Origin of the sequence: Gottfriedia acidiceleris (assembly GCF_036421055.1) — a bacterium.
Lineage (GTDB): Bacteria > Bacillota > Bacilli > Bacillales > Bacillaceae_G > Gottfriedia > Gottfriedia acidiceleris_C.
In genome coordinates, this window is the sequence record NZ_JAZGQS010000016.1 from 65,915 (window position 1) to 85,394 (window position 19,480).

Below are 19,480 nucleotides of genomic sequence, written 5' to 3' on the forward strand. Positions count from 1 at the left end.
TTTAATAGTGGAAACAGTAGTTATTAAACTTGGTGGTAGTTTAATCCATAACTTATCAAATACATTCTTTGAAAATATAAACCAATTAAAAATGAGTGGTAAAAAAGTTATTCTTGTTCATGGAGGGGGACCACTTATAAATAATTTATTATTAAAGTTTTCAATTCCAGTAGAAATGGAAGATGGCATTCGTAAGACTTCGTCCGAAGTTTTAGAAATTGTAGAGTATGTCCTTAACGGAAAAATCAATAAAGATTTAACGATCATTTGTAATCAATATAATATTAAAGCTATTGGTCTATCAGGTTGTGACAATCTATTACTAGAAGCTTCACTTTATAATAAGGGAAAATTAGGTTGGGTTGGAGAAATTGAAGATGTAAATACAAATCTATTAGATTTACTGATGAGAAATGATTATGTACCAGTTATTTCACCTGTCGGGGTGGATAAAATTGGCCAAAAATATAATATTAATGCAGATGAAGCAGCAAAAAGCATTGCCAAGGCAATGAATGCTGAACTACTCTGCTTTATTACAAATACAAATGGTGTTTTAGATTTAGAACAAAAATTGATTGAAAACATTACGCCTAGTGAAGTTGATAAATTAATCGAAGAAAAAACAATTTATGGTGGTATGATCCCAAAAGTTACAAGTGCTTTAAATGCATTAAATGTAGTCAATTCAGTAGCTATTGTAGGTGAGAATTTTTTAAATGAAAATGGAACGATTAACGGTACAGTATTTACAAAAGGAGTTGTGTTAAGTGAGTAATTTATTCCCAACTTATAATAAAAAAACGATTAATTTTCAGAATGGAAAAGGTACTTACCTATATGATGACGAAAATAACAAGTACCTAGATTTTTTAAGTGGTATTGCTGTTTGTAACTTAGGTCATTGCCATCCAAAAGTTGTCAATGCACTAAAAGAACAAGTTGAATCGATTTGGCACGTATCGAATTTATTTACAATTAAAAAACAAGAAGAGCTAGCTAAAGTTTTAGTAAAAAGCTTTAAGGATGGATTAGTATTTTTCTGTAATAGTGGTACAGAAGCGAATGAGGCAGCTATAAAATTAGCAAGAAAACATTCAGGTAAATCTCATATAATCAGTTTTAAACAAAGCTTTCATGGACGTACATTTGGATCAATGGCTGCTACAGGTCAGTCTAAAATCCATGAAGGATACGGTGAAATGTTAAGTGGTTTTACATATGTCCCATATAATGATTTGAATGCATTAGAAAATGAAATTAATGAAAATACTGGAGCTATTATTTTGGAGGTAATCCAAGGTGAAGGTGGTGTAATCGTTGGTAATAATGATTTTTTTGAAGGGGTTCAAGCTCTTTGTGAAAAACATGAATTATTACTCATTGTTGATGAAGTACAAACCGGAGTGGGCAGAACAGGAACAATGTTTGCCTATGAACAAACTCCACTGAATCCAGATATTATTACGCTAGCAAAAGGATTAGGGAATGGTTTTCCAGTTGGGGCAATGCTCGGTAAAAACAATCTAGCTAATACATTCTCGTTGGGGGCTCATGGCTCAACTTTTGGCGGAAATTATTTAGCAATGGCGGCTGCTTTTGAAACAATTAATATTATTAATGATTTGCAGTTTTTAAATAGTGTAAAAGATAAAGGACAGTATTTAATTGATAAATTAGTTGAAATGAAAGAAGAGTTTCCACAAATAATAGAAATACGCGGCAAAGGATTAATGTTAGGTATTGAGTTAAATCAATCTGTGGATCAACTAGTTGAGCAATTTTTAAAGAATGGTTTAATTGTTGGTACTGCTGGACCTAATGTATTAAGATTATTACCGCCGATCAATTTATCATATGAAGAAATAGATGAAGCAATCCAAATAATGAATCAAGTTCTTTCTTCTTACTTATTAGATAGCCAGGTGAAAAATGTATAGTATTTTTTGACTAGAAGGCATTCATGGACCTATACCATGATGCCTTTTTATTATTTAGGACTTTCTGCTTGATTCGTTAAAATAGATTGAAAGTTGAAATAATTTTTTAGATAATGGAATAATCACTTTTATTTGGGGAGGAGCTAGGCTATGTATCATATTCGTGTAAGAGCATGTGCTTTAATTATTGAAAATGATTCAGTTTTATTAATTCAATTTACAGATGAGGACGGAATTCACTATAATTTACCAGCTGGAGGGACCGAACCTGGAGAGACAATTGTTGAGGCTGTAAAAAGAGAAGCATTTGAAGAAGCAGGGGTAGAAGTTGAGGTTGGAGAACTTGTATTCGTTTCAGAAAATGCACCTCATATGACCGGTCATAAAATACATGGATTAAGTTTAATGTTCCGCTGTTATATTAAGGAAGATTCAATTCCATCGATGCCCCCAAATCCAGATCCAAATCAAACTGCCGTAAAGTGGATACCGATTAATGAACTAGACACTATCATTTTATACCCAAATATTAAAAGTCAAATTATTCAATATGCAAAAGGTAAGTATCAAAATAATCGATTAATTGAAGAGTACAAATTAAAAGAACAACTAATATGAGTATTTTCAGCTTCTAAAATTTAATGTGAGTTGAGTTCGTGACTCAATTTTTCTTCTTTTATAAAAAGCAATTCTACTTCAGTTCAAACTCTACATTTATTCTATAAATAAAGGATGATTAAATGATAACCCTTCCAGATCAGTTTATAAAAACGATTAAAGATATTCATAAAGAAAAAGGAGAAAGATGGCTTAGAAATTTTGATGATTTGTGTAATAAATGTGAAATTCGATGGAAGATGAAAATATTATCTCCATTTGAATTATCATATAATTTTGTAGCGCCAATTTTAATTGATGGTCAAAAAAACGCAGTTATTAAACTAGCAGTCCCTAATGAGGAATTTAATAGTGAGGTTGAAGCTTTAAAAGAGTTTAAAGATAATCAGTTCGTTAAAGTTATTGATTCCGATCTTAATGAAGGCATCCTAATTTTAGAACAATTATTGCCAGGTGATACGCTTGCTACGATTGAAAATGAACAAGAGGCAATGAGTATAGCGGTCAAAGTAATGAGGAATTTATGGAAAACTCCACCTAAATCCACTAAAATACCTTCCATATTAAGTAGAGAAAAAAGCTTAAGTCGATTCGTTGAAAAATTTCCTAATGGCTTAGGCCCTATTTCAAAAGAAATACTATTAGATGCATTCGATATTTTCAAAGAAATGAATCGGACACAACCTACAAAATACTTACTTCACGGAGACTTACATCATTATAATATATTAAAAGCAGGAGAATACTCATGGAAAGTGATTGACCCAAAAGGATTAATAGGCGAAAGAGAGTACGACATCATCCAGTTTCTATTAAACAACCTAGAGGGGAAAGATATTACTACGACTCTAGAAAATCGAATGAATCTACTAGTAAAAGAATTGAATCTAAATAAAGAAAGAGTACTACTGTGGGGTTATTCGCATGCTGTGTTATCAACATGTTGGAGCTTAGAAGATGAAGGAACTTATAATAAGTACTTTTTTCAGGCTATAAATATATTTAAGGATTTACATACAAAATTTTATTAGATTTTTGTTGGCTGCTTTATCTATTTATTTGGGTGAGTAAAGGGATTGTTGATTTTCTTATGGAACTAAATGGCAGTTTAGTTCAATAAAAAATGATAAAATAAATGTAAAAAATGAACAGTAAAGTGGGTTAGATAGTATCATGGTGAATGTAATAGAACGGTTTTTAGAAGATGAAATTTCATCTCAAGAGTTGTATGAAGATATTTATGCTTTTATAACTTCTTTTCATATTAGAAATGGCGAATTTGAAGGTAATCGATATATCATAAAAAAAATGGACCAATTAAATTTTATTATATATCTAGAAGATATTTATCCTGATGATAACCATAGAGAAATTTCGTGTTGTCATTCAATTTACAGAGAAAATTTACTAAATACTATTAACAAGTATGCAAAAAAGCAAGGCTTTAAATTAAATAGTTCTTATTAAGCTAACGCAATGCATTAGTTGAAGTAGGACACATGGAGGAATGGAATGTCACATCCATATGAAAAATTTGAAAATACACCTTTATGGGATGTTATTAGTAAAGGTATTAATGAACTTGTTGAAAATAATGATATCGAAGAAAATACAAAAAGAGAGTATATAATCGGCTATCTTTGTAAGTTAATTAATGAATCATAGAACAAAAATAAATGATATTCTTATTGAACTAACGCATGCATTAGTTGAACAAAACTATGGAGCTGAACGAACAGCTCCCGATTCACTTTTTGGCAACTTAGTTCAGTAAAAGCACGTGTTAATATTAGGTTGGCTTAATAAGATTTTTTAAATTGGAGAACCGTTCGATGAAATCAATTTTTAAGAAGAAATTTTTATCAGTATCTGTATTATCAATATTAATAGGAATTTGTGGTTGGTACTTTGTATATCAACATTTTTTCTCAGATGATATTTTCGTTAAGCATAATTGGAACATAGGTATTAACAGTCCTACTAAATCAGAAATTATTATTAATGATACTGGTGGACTTGGTCTGGATGGTCAGTTATATACGGTGTATACGTATGATACAAGTGAATTCAAAAAATTAACCAAAGAGCATTTCTGGAAGAAAATCGACAAGAAAAATAGTATTATTCTTAAGCGAAAGGTGAATGAATTCACTAAAAACGCAATCGAATACTCAAGAGAAAAAAACGACAATCAATTAGCACTCTCACGTCATCCCATTATAATTAGTGAAGATGGATATTATCTGATTACGCGAGGAAACAAAAAATCGTCAGATACAGCAATTTTCATATTAAATCCTACAAAAAAACAACTTTATCTATTAGAAGAGTTTTACTAAAGAACATAGCTTATTGAACTAACGCGTGCTTAAGTTGAAGATCTCTGACTGCTTAATTGCAGTTTTTTTATTCAAGTAAATGGCAGATTAGTCCAATAAGACTTTGAAAATTATTTAATAAAATCTTAAAAATAATATGGTAAAATTGCTTAAATAAATTGGTTGCTTTTTGTTTTAAACAATTAGGAGGAGAATATGAGATTTAAACATAGGTATTGTTTTAGTAAAGGGAACAAAAAGCTTGAAGATTTTCTGCGTTCAATTGAAATTCCTTTTGAGATTACGCACGATATCGGTGTTTTTGAAGTTTATGAAGATAATGATCATTGGGATGACATAAAAAAAATCGCCAATCAATTTGACCTACCCTCATTAGTAGATACTATTTATTCACAAAAAGAGTTTAACAATGCCAAATGGCTAAGAGTAAGAAGTAAATGGAGATGGGCATATCCTCAACCCGAAGGAAAAATGGCATATAGACATATCACATACAACGATGAAAAGCTTTGTAATGGTTGCGGGCGTGGACTCGTTCAGAAAGATAGTTTTAGACTAAAAAAGTCACCTAAATGGTCAAGTAAGAATTTTCTAATGCCTAACTGGATTGAAGATGAATTATTTATTAGTAGCAAAGCGAAGGATGAATTGCAAAAGAGTTCGCTAAAAGGTTTTGATTTTTATGAAGTTAAAAAAAATGCTAAAGATAATGTAATACTTGATGATGTACACCAACTGTATATTAATGATCAACTTAAACCTGGAATGTTAGAAGATAGTGATACAATAGCAAGTACACTACATTGTAATAAATGTGAAGGAACCAAATTTATTTATAGTGGAAAAGGGTTTAAATATCAGAATAGTGTATTCGAAAATGTATATGTAGACATTATCAAGTCTGCTGAGACATTTGGGGACGGTCATATGTGTGCAAGGTTAATTTTTATTTCTCAAGATTTTTTTCAGTTAGTTAAGAAAAATAAGTTAGATAGAAATTTGGAATTCGAACCAATTTTATTGGTTTAATAGAGTAAATACTGGTAGTTTTATAAAAAAATCTTATTGAACTAACGCATGCGTTAGTTACATAAGAGTAAGATTGAATATTTTAGATTTAATGTTAAACACCTTATTCGTTATAATTTAAATCTTAGAGAAGAGTGTGATAAATGGGAGTATTTGAAGCAATTCTATCTGATAATGAATTATTGATACTTAAAGATCAATTGGGTAAGGAATTTTTGTCAGTATTAAGTCCTTCAATTGATATTAGGCTAAATGAAAATCACTATTTGTTTTATGAAGAAATCTCTTTAAGTATTGGTAAAATGTTTTTGGTAATATCAAATGAATGGTTGGAATCAAAAAAATATGAGGATTATTGGAGATTAAAATTAAAATTTCAAGATTATCCAGAAATGATAAATTATCAAATAGATAAAACATTTGGAAAAATGATAAGTGGCTCTCGTTCATCAATTGACATAGTAAGTGCACCAATTATTAACAGTATATCTATTTACTCCAGAAAAAATGAAATTGCAGGTGAGAATATCTATTATGATGAAGCAATAATTTTTAATACAAATGACGGGCAAAGATATTGTTTTTCACCTATGCATAGCATAGCCGATGCAATCGAATTTAGATGGATTAGTGATGAGATAAATGTGTTATTAGCCGATTGCTTTGAAAGATGTAAACTAGAGATATAGTTTTTTGTTGTTCAACTAACGCATGCTTTAGTTGAACAATGAATGACTGCTTCGGCAGTTTTTTTTATTCAACATAATGGCAGGATAGTTAAAAGATTGAATGCTTTGAAAAGTATAAAGTACATAATTCAGTTGAATATTAAATGAAAAATGGAGATTTTTAAATGAAAAATAAAATAGCGTTTACTACTTTCTGTTTAATGTTTTTATTTTATTCAACTGCTTCAGCACATGGAGAAATTGCAAATCATTTATTTAGTAGCAAGACGGTTAGTTTTAAAGGAGTCGACAATAATTGGGAAGTTATACACGAAATGACTTTGGCGGGAACTGATATCTTATATCAAACAACTATAAAATATAAAGGAAAATATGATAAAGATTTAGTTAAATCAAAATCGCACTATTTGATTAAATATAATCATGGAACCATCGGAGGTGAAACTTTTTTATTAAATCAATCTGGTGAATTTCATGGTAAAAAAAGAGAGTGTGGTGGATGTGAGTTCCTTGATAAGGAAAAAGAAGTATATTATGAAATTTACTGGAAAGATAAAATAGATAGCATTGTATTAAGAAGGTTAGATATACAAAATTAAATAATTTTCTTACGGAACTAAAGCATGCTTTAGTTCAATAACATGATCGACTATTAAGTCGGTCTTTTTTTTATTGTGCTGGCAATATAGTTCTATAAGAAGGACTAAACTAAATGAAAATAGAATTATGAAAAAGTACAAAAAAGGAGGAGATTTTATTAAATACGTTTATCATATGGTTCCAAAAAATATGAGTGGAGAAACACTCATGTCCTTAAATAAAATAAAGCTTTTGGATTTAGAACTATATAAACAGTATGTAAAAAAATACTATGACCACCCTGAACGACCAAAACTTTTGGAAAAAGAAATTCCAAAATTGAATTGCCTGTGGAATGATGTTATTCATTTATTACCCTTACATCCACATCTTGTTTATGATGCCCTAAGAACTGTTGGTGTTAAAGTAAAAACGGATTTGATGTTTTATAAGATCCCGACTAAAAACTTAGTAAATAATAAGAATGTGGTTTATTTATACAGTAAAGAAAATTATATAGGGCCTGCTACGAAAATAAATAACGAAGATGTTCATTTTATAGATATAGAGGAATATGAAGAAATGTATGAGCTTCCAATAGATACCCGAAATTACTATGAGGAAGAAAATAAGAAAGGCAATAAGTTTGGGATGTTTCCATTTATTCCTCACATTTTAAGTTTAGGAGAAGTAAGTGTATTAGATGCAGAGGTAATAAATTGGAGTGAGAGCTACAAGTAATCATTATTATTGCTTATTGAACTAAAGCATGCTTTAGTTGAACAATAATTAAATATGAAATATGAGGTGGTTTAGGTGGAAATGAACAAGAAGTATGTATTTTTGCTAACTCATATCTATGATTATGGTGATGAAGACGAACATGAAGAAACAAAAATATTAGGTGTTTATTCTACAAGAGAAAACGCAGAAAAGGCTCTTGAATGTTATTTTAAGCTTGAAGGATTTAACAGCTATCCTAAAGAGTGTTTCTTTGTTGGAGAATGTTTAATTGATGAAGATCTAGGTTGGACAGAAGGCTTTTTTAAATGGGATGATCGAGCAGAAAGTTCTTGAAAAATCTTATTAGTTATTCACCTAACTAATGCGATTCTTCAATAGAAGATCGCTTTTTCTTATTCAACAAAATGGCAGTTTAGTTAGATACGAGAATTCGCAAATTTTCCATAAATTAACATTTTTTAATTTACTTCATGGTATGATAGATGAAAAAAGTAGTGGATATCAGGAGGTGCATTTCATTTGAAAACGTACAGTATTTTATTTGTTGTTATATTTTTAATGCATACTATTAATCTCATCAACGTGACACTCTTTGATGGAGAATGGAATGGAATAGTTTTAATGCTATCTAATTTTTTGTTTCTAATTGGCGTGATCTATTATGGAATAGAATTTCGAGCAAATAGAAGCCGTAAAGGATAACTTACTAACGTATGCATTGGTTGTACAAGCTCACGAGTCGCATACTTTTTTATTTAAGAGGACAATTCTGTTAGATAAAGAATATTAATTAAAACCAGTTTATAAATAATACAAATAGGGGGAGGAATATGGGAGTTTTAAAGGTTAGAAAGGAAATAGAAGCAGTAGTATTAGATTTAGATGGTACATTACTAAATTCTAATAAGGAGGTAAGTCAAAGAAATTTTGACGCATTAAGATTTATACATAATGCTGGAATACCAATAATAATTGCAACAGCACGACCACCAAGAACAATCAAATACTTACTTCCAAAAGAAATACAAGAAATAGCAATTTTTGTTTATTATAATGGTGCATTAATTATTAATGACCAATTACAAATTAATGAGCATTATTGTATTGATTCGAAACTAAATAATCAAATTATTGAGTACTTAATTATCAATGAACCTGATCACTTATTTTCAATTGAAGTTAATGACACATGGTACAGCTATCAAAATATTGATTATCGATCATTTATGAAGGTTGCTGAGAATCCTGAAATTATTGAACTTGTAAAAATAAAATTAACTAGCCCTACGAAAATCCTTGTATCACGCTTAAATAACATAGAGGTCTTTACAAAGAAGTTCGGTGATAAAGTTAATATTATTACTACGGACTCTAATCAACTTACACAAATAATGGGATTAGGCATTTCGAAAGAATCTGCAATAGCAAACCTTGCAGAAAAATTAGATATTTCATTACATAAAACGATGGTTTTCGGTGATGATTTTAACGACTTAGGTTTATTTAAGCTATGTGGAATTCCAATAGCAATGGACAATGCAATAGATGAATTAAAAGGAATCGCTAAAAAGATTACAACTTCAAATGATGATGATGGTGTAGCTAATATCCTGGAAAAGTTATACAACTAACGCATGCTTTAGTTGAACAAAAGTACAGGATGATCGACTAATATCTAAGTAGTTCAGTTTTGAAGTAGAAAAAGTAAAAAAACATTCTAATTATCAAGCGTTTTAGATGTGTTTTTGATAGGAAAATAGCAATATAATTAGCATTCAAAAAGGTATTGGATTTAGTCCAATACCTTTATTGTGTCTATTATTTTTCTTTTTGTCTCTTCTAATTTATTTCCTTCTTCAATGTTGGTTTCTCCATCTTCTGTATAGAAATCTGCAAAGTTTTGACCTTCATATCTTGGAACAATGTGCATATGAAAATGTGTTAATTCATCAAAAGCTCCACCGTTTTGACACACAGTAATTCCATCTGGATTAAACAATTTTTTTATAGCTTTTGAGATAATACTTGATGCTTTAATTAACGAGGTTGCAGTAATTTCGTCAAGTTCATCAAAGTATCGTAAATGTTTTTTAGGCAAAATCAGAACGTGTCCTTCGTTATAAGGATTGTGGTCTAAGATGCAACAAACATAATCGTCTTCGAATACCACATTAACAGCCTCTTCTTTATTTGCTAAATTACAACCTAAACAGTTCATTTAGGTTCCCTCCTTTTTGCATCACATTATATACAATTATACATTCACTTTCTAAATTGTGGAAAACTAACGTTAGTACATTAAATCTTACGAGTTTATTCAACTAACTCATGCGTTAGCCACCCATGAAGCTCAAAAACGGAGCTTCACCACAGTGAATGAAAATGTATTGAATCCGACCATACTGATTCTAAGGCTAGGAGAAGAAGGTCGATCAACTATGGTGCCATAGAGCCCACGCGTTAGTCTGACTCCAACGACCACGGTGCACCACTGACTGTTGCTCCCTTACGGGAAGCACTAATAGTAGATTAATCCTAATCTGATTGTTGCACTAGCCTCCATTTATGAGCCTAGAAAGGAAGATTTCAATGGATGTAATGATTGAAAGAGCGTGTGGTTTAGATGTTCACAAAGACAATATCACTGCTTGTATCATGACATCAGAAGGAAAGGAGGTCCAAACATTTTCAACCAAGACTATTTTTCTATTAAAGTTATTGGACTGGATTAAAGAGAATAATTGTACTCATGTAGCGATGGAAAGTACCAGTGTTTATTGGAAGCCTATTGTTAATTTACTTGAGTCCGAAGGTATCGAGTTTTTAGTTGTGAATGCCCAGCATATGAAGGCACTTCCAGGACGGAAAACTGATGTTAAAGACGCCGAATGGATTGCGCAGCTTCTTCGCCATGGACTACTCAAAGCTAGTTTTATTCCAAATCGGAATCAACGAGAATTAAGAGAACTAGTACGCTATCGTCGTAGCATTATTGAAGAACGTGCAAGACAACTTAATCGGATTCAGAAGGTTTTAGAAGGGGCTAACATTAAACTTGGTTCTGTTGTTTCAGATATCAAGGGTGTTTCTTCACTGGACATGCTTCGTGCAATTTCACATGGTGAAGATGATCCTGAAAAACTAGCAAACTTCGCTCGTGGTACGCTGAAAAAGAAAAAAGAGGAGCTTGAATTGGCACTACGGGGCTACATTCAACAACATCAACGACTAATGTTAAAAACGATTTTAACTCATATTGATTTCCTAACAAATTAAATAGAAATGTTGGATCAAGAGGTCGCAAATCGAGTAAGTTCCTATAAAGAAGATGTTGAACGACTTGATTCAATTCCTGGAATCGCTACAAGGATGGCTGAACAAATTCTAGCTGAAATTGGCACCGATGTAGGAAATCAATTTCCTACCGCAGCACACCTATGTTCATGGGCAGCGCTGGTTCCTGGACATAACGAAAGTGCAGGTAAAAGGAAATCTAGTAAATCTAAAAAAGGAAATAAATATTTAAAATCGGCATTAACAGAAGCAGCCCAATCAGTAAGAGGATCCAAAAACTATCTTGGTGCACTGTATAGACGTACAGCTGGACGAAAAGGAAAAAGTAAAGCTGCAATCGTTGTCGCCCATGCGATGTTAAGAATTGCATATTACCTTTTAACCCGAAAAGAAATGTATGTCGACCTAGGCGAAGATTACTTTGATAAACAAAGACAGGAATCAATTGTCCGCCATTCAGTACGAAGATTAGAAAACTTAGGCTATTCCGTATCAATAACTGAAGCCTCTTAATCTATTTGATCAGTCCATAAACACCAACAATAAGTCGCTCCTCTTTTTTTAAAAAACGAATGAGCTGCTTCTATTTAGTATTGCCTTTTTATCGAATTTACAGAAGTTTATTTTCATAGTAGTTGAAGATTGCGAAAGGCTGTTTTATAGCCTTTTTTTTGTGTTAATTGGCAGTTGAGTATAATAAGGGATGGTATAATAAAAGCTTAAATAGAGGCATCAGTTGTTTTATGGAGGAGGAGTAGCAATGAACATTCTTTTTGTTTGCACCGATAATTTCACCAGAAGTATAATTGCTGAATTTTGTATGAAGGATTATCTTCAAAAAACAAATAATACGTCAGTTAAAGTGGTGTCTGCAGGGATTAGAGCTAATAATGATATTAGTAAATATTCTACAATTCATTTTAATATAATGAATGAGATGGGAATCGATACCACTGGCTTCAATCGATTACAATTTAATGAATCTTGCTTTGAGAATTTCGATCTTATTATTGGTATGAGTGAATTACATAAAGAATATATAAAGCAAGAATATGACCGTGAAATTCGCTTATTCAATGAGGTTTATAATGGTCTACACACAGCAGTAAATATTGGCGATCCTGATAATGAAAACTTTTTTGAACAAATGAAACAATTAGTAAATTACATTTATAAGGCGATTCCAACTTTATTAAGCAATGTGGAATTGGCAAAATAAAAAAGGTATGCAACTAACTGATGCATTAATTCAACAAGGAAAGGAGTAAAATTTTATGGGCAAAAGAGTCTTGATTTCTGCAATTATTGCTGCACTTTCCGTTTTTATTCGTTCAATACTTCGTGCCGATGGCATTAACAATTTACTTAACGAAAATATAGCTGGTCTAGCATTAATATATTTGGTCATTTATTTTTTGATTTTTTTTATTTTTAAAAAGAAGGCTAACAGATAAGACTTACCCATCGGTAAAATCTTGTTCAATTAACGCAATGCTTTAGTTAGATAACATTTTGGAGCTGTGATCGGCTCTTTTTTTATTCATCAAATGGCAGATTCGTTGAATATGAGAAGATATAAAAAAGGGTTTTTCCAATGCCCTTAAAGGAGTAATATTAGATAGACAAATAATTATTACAAGGGTTATCAGGAGGATTTATGGAGTGAAGAATTGGGGAATTCGAGTTCTAGTTATTATTGCAGGGTTACTTCTATGGGGTATTTTGAAAATTCTATTTCATTATCCTTATTAAACTAAAGCAATGCGTTTGTTGATTTAGAACATGGACTGTAATTAAGAATGGTATTTGATTTGTTAAAGTGAAATATAGGAGTTGGGTCTAGTGAGTTTGGATTTAAATACCTTTTTAAACAAGTTGGAAGAAAGTAATATTGCGTATAGCATACAAAAAATTCGAGATGAAGCCATTATGGTAGCAATTCGAGTGCCAGGTGAACGGTGGGAAGTAGAATTTATGGATGATGGTACAGTCGAGATTGAAAAATTCATTAGTGATGGGGATTATTACGACCATAAAGAATTAGAGACTTTGTTTAGAGATTTTAGTGATTAACTTATTCAACTGATATGAACTAAACTGTCAAACCACCAAACCAAAAGGGTTTTAATATAGGGGTTTTTCATTTTTTAGACAGACTTAAATTAAGACTACCAACCTAGAATTCAAAAATTAGATTTTCTAAGTCTGTGAATGACAGCTCTATAATAGTAGATATTTTTTGTTTTTAAAAAGAAAAGATAATGGCTTAAAAGCTTGGCACGAAGGCAAATAAATTAACGGTGATTTACAGTCTGATATGCGTGGGTTGGTTACCACATTTCATTTTATCCGTTACAGAGCTGCCTCGATCTAACGGCGCATGTTCAGTTATTAAACCTAATGCATAGTTGCACAAGAGGGTTCTCCTTACCGAATTTGCCTCCGGGCCAAGATTTCAATATTTATTTGACTCTATTAATTTAATCTTTTAACGACTGGTTTAAGTTTTTAAGCGACTTTTGATTTGGATAGTTGTGAATCTTCGATACTACAACCAATTGCCCATATAAATCCAATTAATTCTCGAGCGACTGCGACTACTGCGAATTTACCAGTTTTCCCTCTAGCAGTGATTCGGCTATATTTTAAATTAAGACGGTGTTGAGCTTTCCAGGCAATTCTTTGTGCTTCAACGTCTAAACCAATAAATTTTTGACTATCCTTCATAATATAAACGGCTCCTTTTTGTTTGTAGCTCTACATTTGGATTGGGTAGGCTTTTAATTCACTCCCATTATTGCCAAGTGCAACCTACGATAAGCAAAAGGAGCCGTTTCGTTCATTATGACTAACTGATGCGATTCTTCAATAACAAGGGATCGTTTTTTATGCTGCTAAATGGCAGATTAGTGCAATAAGGAACAGGAATAAATAGGAAAATTTGCTTTAGAAATTCACAGAGAATTATTGTTAAAATTATTTGAATATAGATGATTTTTAGGGGGATTTAATAGTGGACAAAGTTCAATTAGCGCAAGAAATTTATAATACTTCCCATTTAACTGGTGAATTTAAGTTAAGATCAGGACTAGTATCAAACGAGTATTTTGATAAATACTTATTCGAATCGAATCCGATACTTTTAAATGAAATAGCTGACCAACTATCAAAATTAATACCAGAAGGTACTGAAATATTAGCAGGGTTAGAAATGGGTGGTATTCCGATTGCCACTGCTTTATCTTTAAAGACAGGAATCCCAGTAGTATTTGTTCGAAAAGAAGCTAAAGCCTATGGTACTTGCAAACTTGCAGAAGGAATTGATATTCAAAATAAGAAAGTTTGTATTGTTGAAGACGTAGTGACAACTGGAGGACAAATTAAACTTAGTGCAGAGGATTTAAAACAAGTTGGTGCTAATGTAAAAGACGTATTATGTGTAATTGATCGAAAACAAAATGGTAAAGAAAATTTATACGAAGCGGGATTAATTTTACATTCGTTACTTACTATGGATGATTTAATCGCTGTTACGAAATAAATGGTAGTGTTGTGCAACAAGCGCAGTGCGATTCTTCAATAACGAAGGATCGTTTTTCTTATGCAGCTACCATGAAAATTAGTTAGGTCTGATTTAACAAAATGACAATACTTAAGAAAACCCTGCTCAATCGTTAAAAAAAGAGGAGAGCTTAACTAAAAAGTCTAGTGATTACAGTTGACTGGATAAAGTCAGTATCAGTATTGACAAATCCAATTAATTTTCATTCGCTGTGGTGCAACGCTTGCGCTGCATGGGTGGCTAAATGGCAGATTAGTTGCATAAGGAATTAGGAAATAGAGGGATTTTAGTTATAGAAGAGAAATATTTATTGTGGGAATATTATCCAATATGGAGTTTGTGGATTATTCTATTTCCTAAATGGAGGAAGCAAAGATAAAAAGTCTGTATAGTAATGATTTATTTAATACGAATATTGATTATATCGGGGTGATAAAATTGAAAAAATATTTTCATATAATCTTGAGTGTTTTTTTTTCAGCAATCATTTTGACTGGCTGCGGTAACGATAAAGAAGAAAAAGCATCTTCATATTCAATAACAGCAATCGTTTATCATACCTTATCTGATAAAGAAAAAACAGAATTAGTAAATGGCAAACCAGATGGTGGTGGTATAGTAGAGCGAAAAGTGGTAACAAAGAAAATTGCACAACTAACGGATGAAAGTTACGATGGAAAAGAAGTATATGCGGTAACATTTCATACAAAGAATAGTGAAATACTTGGTGATATTACTGTGTTTTTTGATGGTGAAACAAAGCAAGTAATTGGAAGAGGATATAGAGAGTGAATTGGTAGGAAACTCTTCTTTCTTTAATTGACATTATCCATTTAAAGAAAATTTTTATTTATAGATATACATATTTCTTATTCAACTAAAAGAAGTAGTTGCATTAAATTAAAGTAGTTATTACGGGATTTTTTTAACTAACTGGCGTTTAGGTTCAATAAGTTAACGGTAAAATTAAAGAATAAAGTGAGGTGTATTCTATGGATCAAGAGGAAAGACAATTTGCAATGAACGTCCTAAGGCAAATGTTTATTGGAAGCCAATTAGACGGGATTAAATTTGGTTTAAGTCCTGCCACTACATATGTCTTCTTTATGCATTACAACGATCATGAACCAGACCAAGTATGGTTAAATATTGAGTCTAAGTGGAGTGTCTATCCTCGCAACACTACTTTATTTCCAAACTCAGAAGAAGATATTGAAGATATGACAGAAGATGAACAGTTCAAGTTATTATACGAATTAAGAAGAGAAGAAGTAATTGATATTTGTATAGGCAATGATTCTCCTCACCTTTACATAGCATTTAAATCGGGAAAAATTTTATTTAATAATGGCTTTCATGAACAATATGAATGTTGGCAAGCTGGTGATGGTTAAGCATTCGGTGGAAAAGAATGTTTAGTCGTAGCAACACCATGAAACAGAATTTCAACTTGGTTTCCTGATAATTAATAAAACCTTATTGAACTAACGCATGTATTAGTTGAACAACAAGAGCTGGTTATATGCGGCTTTTTTTATTGCAGTAAAGAGCAGTTTAGTTGAATAAAGAAACCGTATAAATGTTATAAAATTAAATATTAAAATAACCCGATTTTTAATTTAAAGGTATGAGAATATTAATTGTAGAACTCATCTATTTTTGGAGGTGTAAGGATGAAAAAATTAATGAAGTATTTTGTTCTTATTTCTGTTTTTACTTTTTTATTAGTGAGTTGTACATCGGAAGGTAAGGGACAATTAACTAGAATTGATATTGATGTATTAGTAAAAAATCAGGAACCCACTATTATTCAAAATAAAGAAACTTTGGTTTTAATAGAAAACTTATCTAAAAAAATAAAATGGCAACAGAGACAAAATCTTAGTATTGCTAGAGAACCAGATGTAAATGCTGTTTTCTTTTATGAAGTCGAGAAAAATATGCCTGAAGAATTATATGAATATAAAATTTGGTTTAACGAGACAGGTACAGCAACAATTATTAGTGATGATAAAAAAGAAGGGTACGGTGAGTTAGATAAAAATAACGCTAAAACATTAAAAAAATACTTATTCAACTAACGCAGTGCATTGATCGACTGCTTTGGCGGTCTTTTTTATTTAACAAAGAAAGAGATTTGAAAAAAGAACTAGTTAGACACTAGAGCTAATAAATGGATTTAAGAAAAATTTAATATTTACTTCACTCTTTTTTTAAGAAATTTTTCCTACTCTTAAAGCATAGGGAAATATTCAAAGATAATATACCATGCTATAATTTTTTTAAAAAGAAACTTGAGATTCAATTTTAAAGTAGGATAAAGGCTTAGATTATAAGATTGAAAAAGAATTAGAAATTGAGGATTTATATGGGGAAATCAATAAATAATCAAAATAAAATAACTGCTGGCTTGTTTGCCGTTTATTTATTCGCATTAATATGGATTATAGTCTTTAAAATGCAATTTTCATATCAAGGATTGCCCGATTTTAGAGAAATCAACTTAATCCCTTTTGCTGGTTCAGTTAGTGTTAATAATCAAATAGATTTTACTGAAATAATCTTAAATGTACTTGCATTTATCCCATTTGGAATTTATAACAGTATGCTCAAACCAAATTGGTCTTTCTTGAAAAAGATTGTAGTAATAGCAGGATTTAGTTTGTTATTTGAAGTATTGCAATTTATCTTTGCTATAGGAGCTAGCGATATAACTGACCTTTTGGGAAATACATTGGGTGGAATTATTGGAATTGGAGTTTATATTGTATTTTGTAGGCTGTTTAGTACAAAAGCAAATAAAATCCTTAATGCTTTAACTTCAATCGGAGTGATATTCCTTGTTGCATTAGTTATAGTATTAATTAGTGGTGTTATTAGGTTTAAATAGTAATTGAAGATATCAAACCATCTAGGGTGGCTTTTTTGCTGCTTGTTCAACTAGCGCATGCGATTCTTCAATAACGAAGGATCGTTTTCTTATTCAAGTAAATGGCAGATTAGTTGAATAAGGGAACTACCATTTTAAGTGGTTAACACCCTTTAATTAAGGTGTTACAATTATTATAAATTAATAAAATAGGTTGGTATGTTAATGTTAATTGGAATCATCTTGGTTACTATATCTACTTTACTTTTTGGATTATTTAGTTATCACGGGTTTTATTATGCATTTAAAAAATATGAATCAGATGATGACTTTGTAATTGGTATTACAGGTTTTGAGCTATTAGAGCTTATAATGACTTTTATCTTGAGTATTACAAAAAAATTCCTTTCTAGAAAGAACCACATTATTTGGTTTAAAATATGTTCATTCATATTTGGAACAATTATGTTATTTATGGTGATTCTCTTTTGGGGATTATTTAGTACAACATTTTTTTAATTTGGTTATGCAACTAACTAATGCATTAGTTACACAACAAGATCGGCTGCTGAGTCGATTTTTTTTATTCAACAAACTGTCAGGATATTTCAATAACAAGAATTTTATGCCTAAAAAGGATTAGTCACTCTAAACATTTAATATCTTTATACTAGGGCTAATATTGAAAGGTGTGTTCATAATTATGGCTGTAATTGAAAAGAAAAAGGGAACCAGTTTTAAAGTTCTTTTAATATCTTTAATTTTAGTTATTGGGATTATAGCCGTATGTTTTCCTTCAATTCAAAATACATATAACAAAATTAGTATTAAAAAGACAAAGATAGAGACCAGTGTTACTAAAACTCTAACTAAAGATGAGATTTATAAACTCGAGCGTAACCAAAGAAAATCAGCTAATAAATACGAGAAAAATAACGAATGGTTATATAAAGAAATCAAAAAAGGAGCAACGATGATAGAGTTTAACTATGATTTTATGTATGATCATCCAGAATACGATTCTGCTAAGATTACATTTCCGGTAACTAAATATAAAGTAAACGGAAAAACAGTTAAGTTTATTTCAAATGAGGGAAAAATAAATCAAGTTCATTCAGAAAGTGGATGGGTAGATAAATAAAGGATGGATTCCTTGGTTCCAATATCATTAATGTTGTTCAACTAACTGGTGCATTAGTTGAACAACGAACGACTACTTCGGTGGTCGTTTTTATTGTACTAAATGGCAGGTTAGTTGAATAAGAAATACTCAAAAATATGCTATATTTAAATTAAATACAGTTTTTAGAGGTGTTATAAAAGGATGAGATTAATTTGTAAGGAATGCAAAATTGAGATATCAAAACAGGTAACTGAATTAAAAGACTTAAAAATGCTTAGTGAAAACGTTGGGAAAGCATACATTCCTGAAGGATTTTTTATCATAGATAGTGGAGAAGCTGATATTAATATAAAAGGGTTTATTATTATAAATATTAATGATTTAATAAATTCAAATTACCATCCTGATGAAAGTAGATTAAATGGATGTTGTGGTTATGATGGTTTAGATGGCTTTTATAGGGTCTGCTTTAATAATCACGAAATAGGCACCGAAAACTCAGACTGTTGGCTACCACATTTTATAGCGCTAAGTCCAGATTTGGTTACATTCAATTAATATATTGAAAATACCCTTATTCAACTGATATGAACGAAACTGTCAAACCACCAAACCAAAAAGGTTTTAATTTAGGGATTTTTCAATTTTTAGACAGACTTAAATTAGGACTACCAACCTAGAATTTAAAAATTAG

Annotated in this window: 27 protein-coding genes and 1 pseudogene; 26 read left to right on the forward strand and 2 right to left on the reverse strand. The window is 30.9% G+C overall.

Going from position 1 to position 19,480, the window contains the following annotated elements:
• The first annotated feature begins 7 nt into the window (after window positions 1–7).
• From argB to RAH41_RS19705, 14 genes are all read left to right on the forward strand, one after another.
• On the forward strand, window positions 8–778 hold the full coding sequence (gene argB, locus RAH41_RS19640; protein ID WP_331224935.1) for an acetylglutamate kinase: 771 nt from the start codon (window positions 8–10) through the stop codon (window positions 776–778).
• Window positions 771–1,940, forward strand: a complete 1,170-nt coding sequence (locus RAH41_RS19645) for an acetylornithine transaminase (RefSeq protein ID WP_331224938.1) — start codon at window positions 771–773, stop codon at window positions 1,938–1,940. Before argB ends, RAH41_RS19645 begins: the two co-directional genes overlap by 8 nt.
• 150 nt (window positions 1,941–2,090) lie before the next feature.
• Complete coding sequence (locus RAH41_RS19650) at window positions 2,091–2,558, forward strand: NUDIX domain-containing protein (RefSeq protein WP_331224940.1); 468 nt, start codon at window positions 2,091–2,093, stop codon at window positions 2,556–2,558.
• 122 nt (window positions 2,559–2,680) lie between these two features.
• On the forward strand, window positions 2,681–3,589 hold the full coding sequence (locus RAH41_RS19655; protein ID WP_331224942.1) for an aminoglycoside phosphotransferase family protein: 909 nt from the start codon (window positions 2,681–2,683) through the stop codon (window positions 3,587–3,589).
• Window positions 3,590–3,731: 142 nt separating this feature from the next.
• Window positions 3,732–4,025, forward strand: a complete 294-nt coding sequence (locus RAH41_RS19660; RefSeq protein ID WP_331224944.1) for a hypothetical protein — start codon at window positions 3,732–3,734, stop codon at window positions 4,023–4,025.
• Window positions 4,026–4,070: 45 nt separating this feature from the next.
• Window positions 4,071–4,223, forward strand: a complete 153-nt coding sequence (locus tag RAH41_RS19665; RefSeq protein ID WP_331224945.1) for a hypothetical protein — start codon at window positions 4,071–4,073, stop codon at window positions 4,221–4,223.
• A 167-nt stretch (window positions 4,224–4,390) separates the two neighbouring features.
• Window positions 4,391–4,897, forward strand: coding sequence for a hypothetical protein (locus tag RAH41_RS19670; RefSeq protein WP_331224947.1), 507 nt, complete (start codon window positions 4,391–4,393; stop codon window positions 4,895–4,897).
• A gap of 195 nt (window positions 4,898–5,092) precedes the next feature.
• Complete coding sequence (locus tag RAH41_RS19675) at window positions 5,093–5,926, forward strand: hypothetical protein (RefSeq protein WP_331224949.1); 834 nt, start codon at window positions 5,093–5,095, stop codon at window positions 5,924–5,926.
• A 143-nt stretch (window positions 5,927–6,069) separates the two neighbouring features.
• Window positions 6,070–6,615, forward strand: a complete 546-nt coding sequence (locus RAH41_RS19680) for a hypothetical protein (RefSeq protein WP_331224951.1) — start codon at window positions 6,070–6,072, stop codon at window positions 6,613–6,615.
• Between the two features lie 164 nt (window positions 6,616–6,779).
• A complete protein-coding gene (locus tag RAH41_RS19685) occupies window positions 6,780–7,214 on the forward strand; it encodes a hypothetical protein (protein ID WP_331224952.1) in 435 nt (144 codons plus the stop codon).
• Window positions 7,215–7,341: 127 nt separating this feature from the next.
• Complete coding sequence (locus RAH41_RS19690) at window positions 7,342–7,935, forward strand: group-specific protein (protein ID WP_331224954.1); 594 nt, start codon at window positions 7,342–7,344, stop codon at window positions 7,933–7,935.
• Between the two features lie 81 nt (window positions 7,936–8,016).
• Window positions 8,017–8,271 carry a DUF7336 domain-containing protein gene (locus tag RAH41_RS19695; RefSeq protein ID WP_331224955.1) on the forward strand — a complete coding sequence of 85 codons (255 nt, stop codon included), beginning with the start codon at window positions 8,017–8,019 and terminating at the stop codon, window positions 8,269–8,271.
• Between the two features lie 186 nt (window positions 8,272–8,457).
• The gene (locus RAH41_RS19700; protein ID WP_331224956.1) at window positions 8,458–8,640 is read left to right on the forward strand and encodes a hypothetical protein; all 183 of its coding nucleotides are present in this window, start codon (window positions 8,458–8,460) and stop codon (window positions 8,638–8,640) included.
• A 128-nt stretch (window positions 8,641–8,768) separates the two neighbouring features.
• Window positions 8,769–9,569 carry a Cof-type HAD-IIB family hydrolase gene (locus RAH41_RS19705; RefSeq protein ID WP_331224958.1) on the forward strand — a complete coding sequence of 267 codons (801 nt, stop codon included), beginning with the start codon at window positions 8,769–8,771 and terminating at the stop codon, window positions 9,567–9,569.
• Between the two features lie 161 nt (window positions 9,570–9,730).
• On the opposite strand, the gene RAH41_RS19710 is transcribed toward RAH41_RS19705, so the two are convergent.
• Window positions 9,731–10,156, reverse strand: coding sequence for an HIT family protein (locus RAH41_RS19710; RefSeq protein ID WP_331224959.1), 426 nt, complete (start codon window positions 10,154–10,156; stop codon window positions 9,731–9,733).
• Between the two features lie 371 nt (window positions 10,157–10,527).
• On the opposite strand from RAH41_RS19710, the pseudogene RAH41_RS19715 reads away from it, so the two are divergent.
• From RAH41_RS19715 to RAH41_RS19730, 4 genes and pseudogenes are all read left to right on the forward strand, one after another.
• Window positions 10,528–11,745 (forward strand): annotated as a pseudogene (locus RAH41_RS19715) (IS110 family transposase).
• Window positions 11,746–11,992: 247 nt separating this feature from the next.
• Window positions 11,993–12,451, forward strand: a complete 459-nt coding sequence (locus RAH41_RS19720) for a hypothetical protein (protein ID WP_331224960.1) — start codon at window positions 11,993–11,995, stop codon at window positions 12,449–12,451.
• Between the two features lie 55 nt (window positions 12,452–12,506).
• On the forward strand, window positions 12,507–12,686 hold the full coding sequence (locus RAH41_RS19725; protein WP_331224961.1) for a hypothetical protein: 180 nt from the start codon (window positions 12,507–12,509) through the stop codon (window positions 12,684–12,686).
• Window positions 12,687–13,074: 388 nt separating this feature from the next.
• A complete protein-coding gene (locus RAH41_RS19730) occupies window positions 13,075–13,305 on the forward strand; it encodes a hypothetical protein (protein WP_331224962.1) in 231 nt (76 codons plus the stop codon).
• A 435-nt stretch (window positions 13,306–13,740) separates the two neighbouring features.
• Here the strand turns inward: RAH41_RS19730 and RAH41_RS19735 are convergent, their stop codons facing one another.
• Window positions 13,741–13,959, reverse strand: a complete 219-nt coding sequence (locus tag RAH41_RS19735; protein WP_331224964.1) for a hypothetical protein — start codon at window positions 13,957–13,959, stop codon at window positions 13,741–13,743.
• Between the two features lie 286 nt (window positions 13,960–14,245).
• On the opposite strand from RAH41_RS19735, the gene pyrE reads away from it, so the two are divergent.
• From pyrE to RAH41_RS19775, 8 genes are all read left to right on the forward strand, one after another.
• Window positions 14,246–14,773, forward strand: a complete 528-nt coding sequence (gene pyrE / locus RAH41_RS19740) for an orotate phosphoribosyltransferase (protein ID WP_331224966.1) — start codon at window positions 14,246–14,248, stop codon at window positions 14,771–14,773.
• 459 nt (window positions 14,774–15,232) lie between these two features.
• Window positions 15,233–15,586, forward strand: coding sequence for a hypothetical protein (locus RAH41_RS19745; protein WP_331224968.1), 354 nt, complete (start codon window positions 15,233–15,235; stop codon window positions 15,584–15,586).
• A gap of 200 nt (window positions 15,587–15,786) precedes the next feature.
• Window positions 15,787–16,188 (forward strand): hypothetical protein, encoded by a 402-nt coding sequence (locus RAH41_RS19750; RefSeq protein WP_331224969.1) that lies wholly within the window; start codon window positions 15,787–15,789, stop codon window positions 16,186–16,188.
• A gap of 279 nt (window positions 16,189–16,467) precedes the next feature.
• Window positions 16,468–16,875 (forward strand): hypothetical protein, encoded by a 408-nt coding sequence (locus RAH41_RS19755; RefSeq protein ID WP_331224971.1) that lies wholly within the window; start codon window positions 16,468–16,470, stop codon window positions 16,873–16,875.
• Window positions 16,876–17,162: 287 nt separating this feature from the next.
• Window positions 17,163–17,684, forward strand: coding sequence for a VanZ family protein (locus RAH41_RS19760; RefSeq protein ID WP_331224973.1), 522 nt, complete (start codon window positions 17,163–17,165; stop codon window positions 17,682–17,684).
• A gap of 204 nt (window positions 17,685–17,888) precedes the next feature.
• Window positions 17,889–18,182 (forward strand): hypothetical protein, encoded by a 294-nt coding sequence (locus RAH41_RS19765; RefSeq protein ID WP_331224975.1) that lies wholly within the window; start codon window positions 17,889–17,891, stop codon window positions 18,180–18,182.
• 184 nt (window positions 18,183–18,366) lie between these two features.
• Window positions 18,367–18,804 (forward strand): hypothetical protein, encoded by a 438-nt coding sequence (locus tag RAH41_RS19770; RefSeq protein WP_331224977.1) that lies wholly within the window; start codon window positions 18,367–18,369, stop codon window positions 18,802–18,804.
• Window positions 18,805–18,987: 183 nt separating this feature from the next.
• Window positions 18,988–19,344, forward strand: coding sequence for a hypothetical protein (locus RAH41_RS19775; protein ID WP_331224979.1), 357 nt, complete (start codon window positions 18,988–18,990; stop codon window positions 19,342–19,344).
• The last annotated feature ends 136 nt before the right edge of the window (window positions 19,345–19,480 follow it).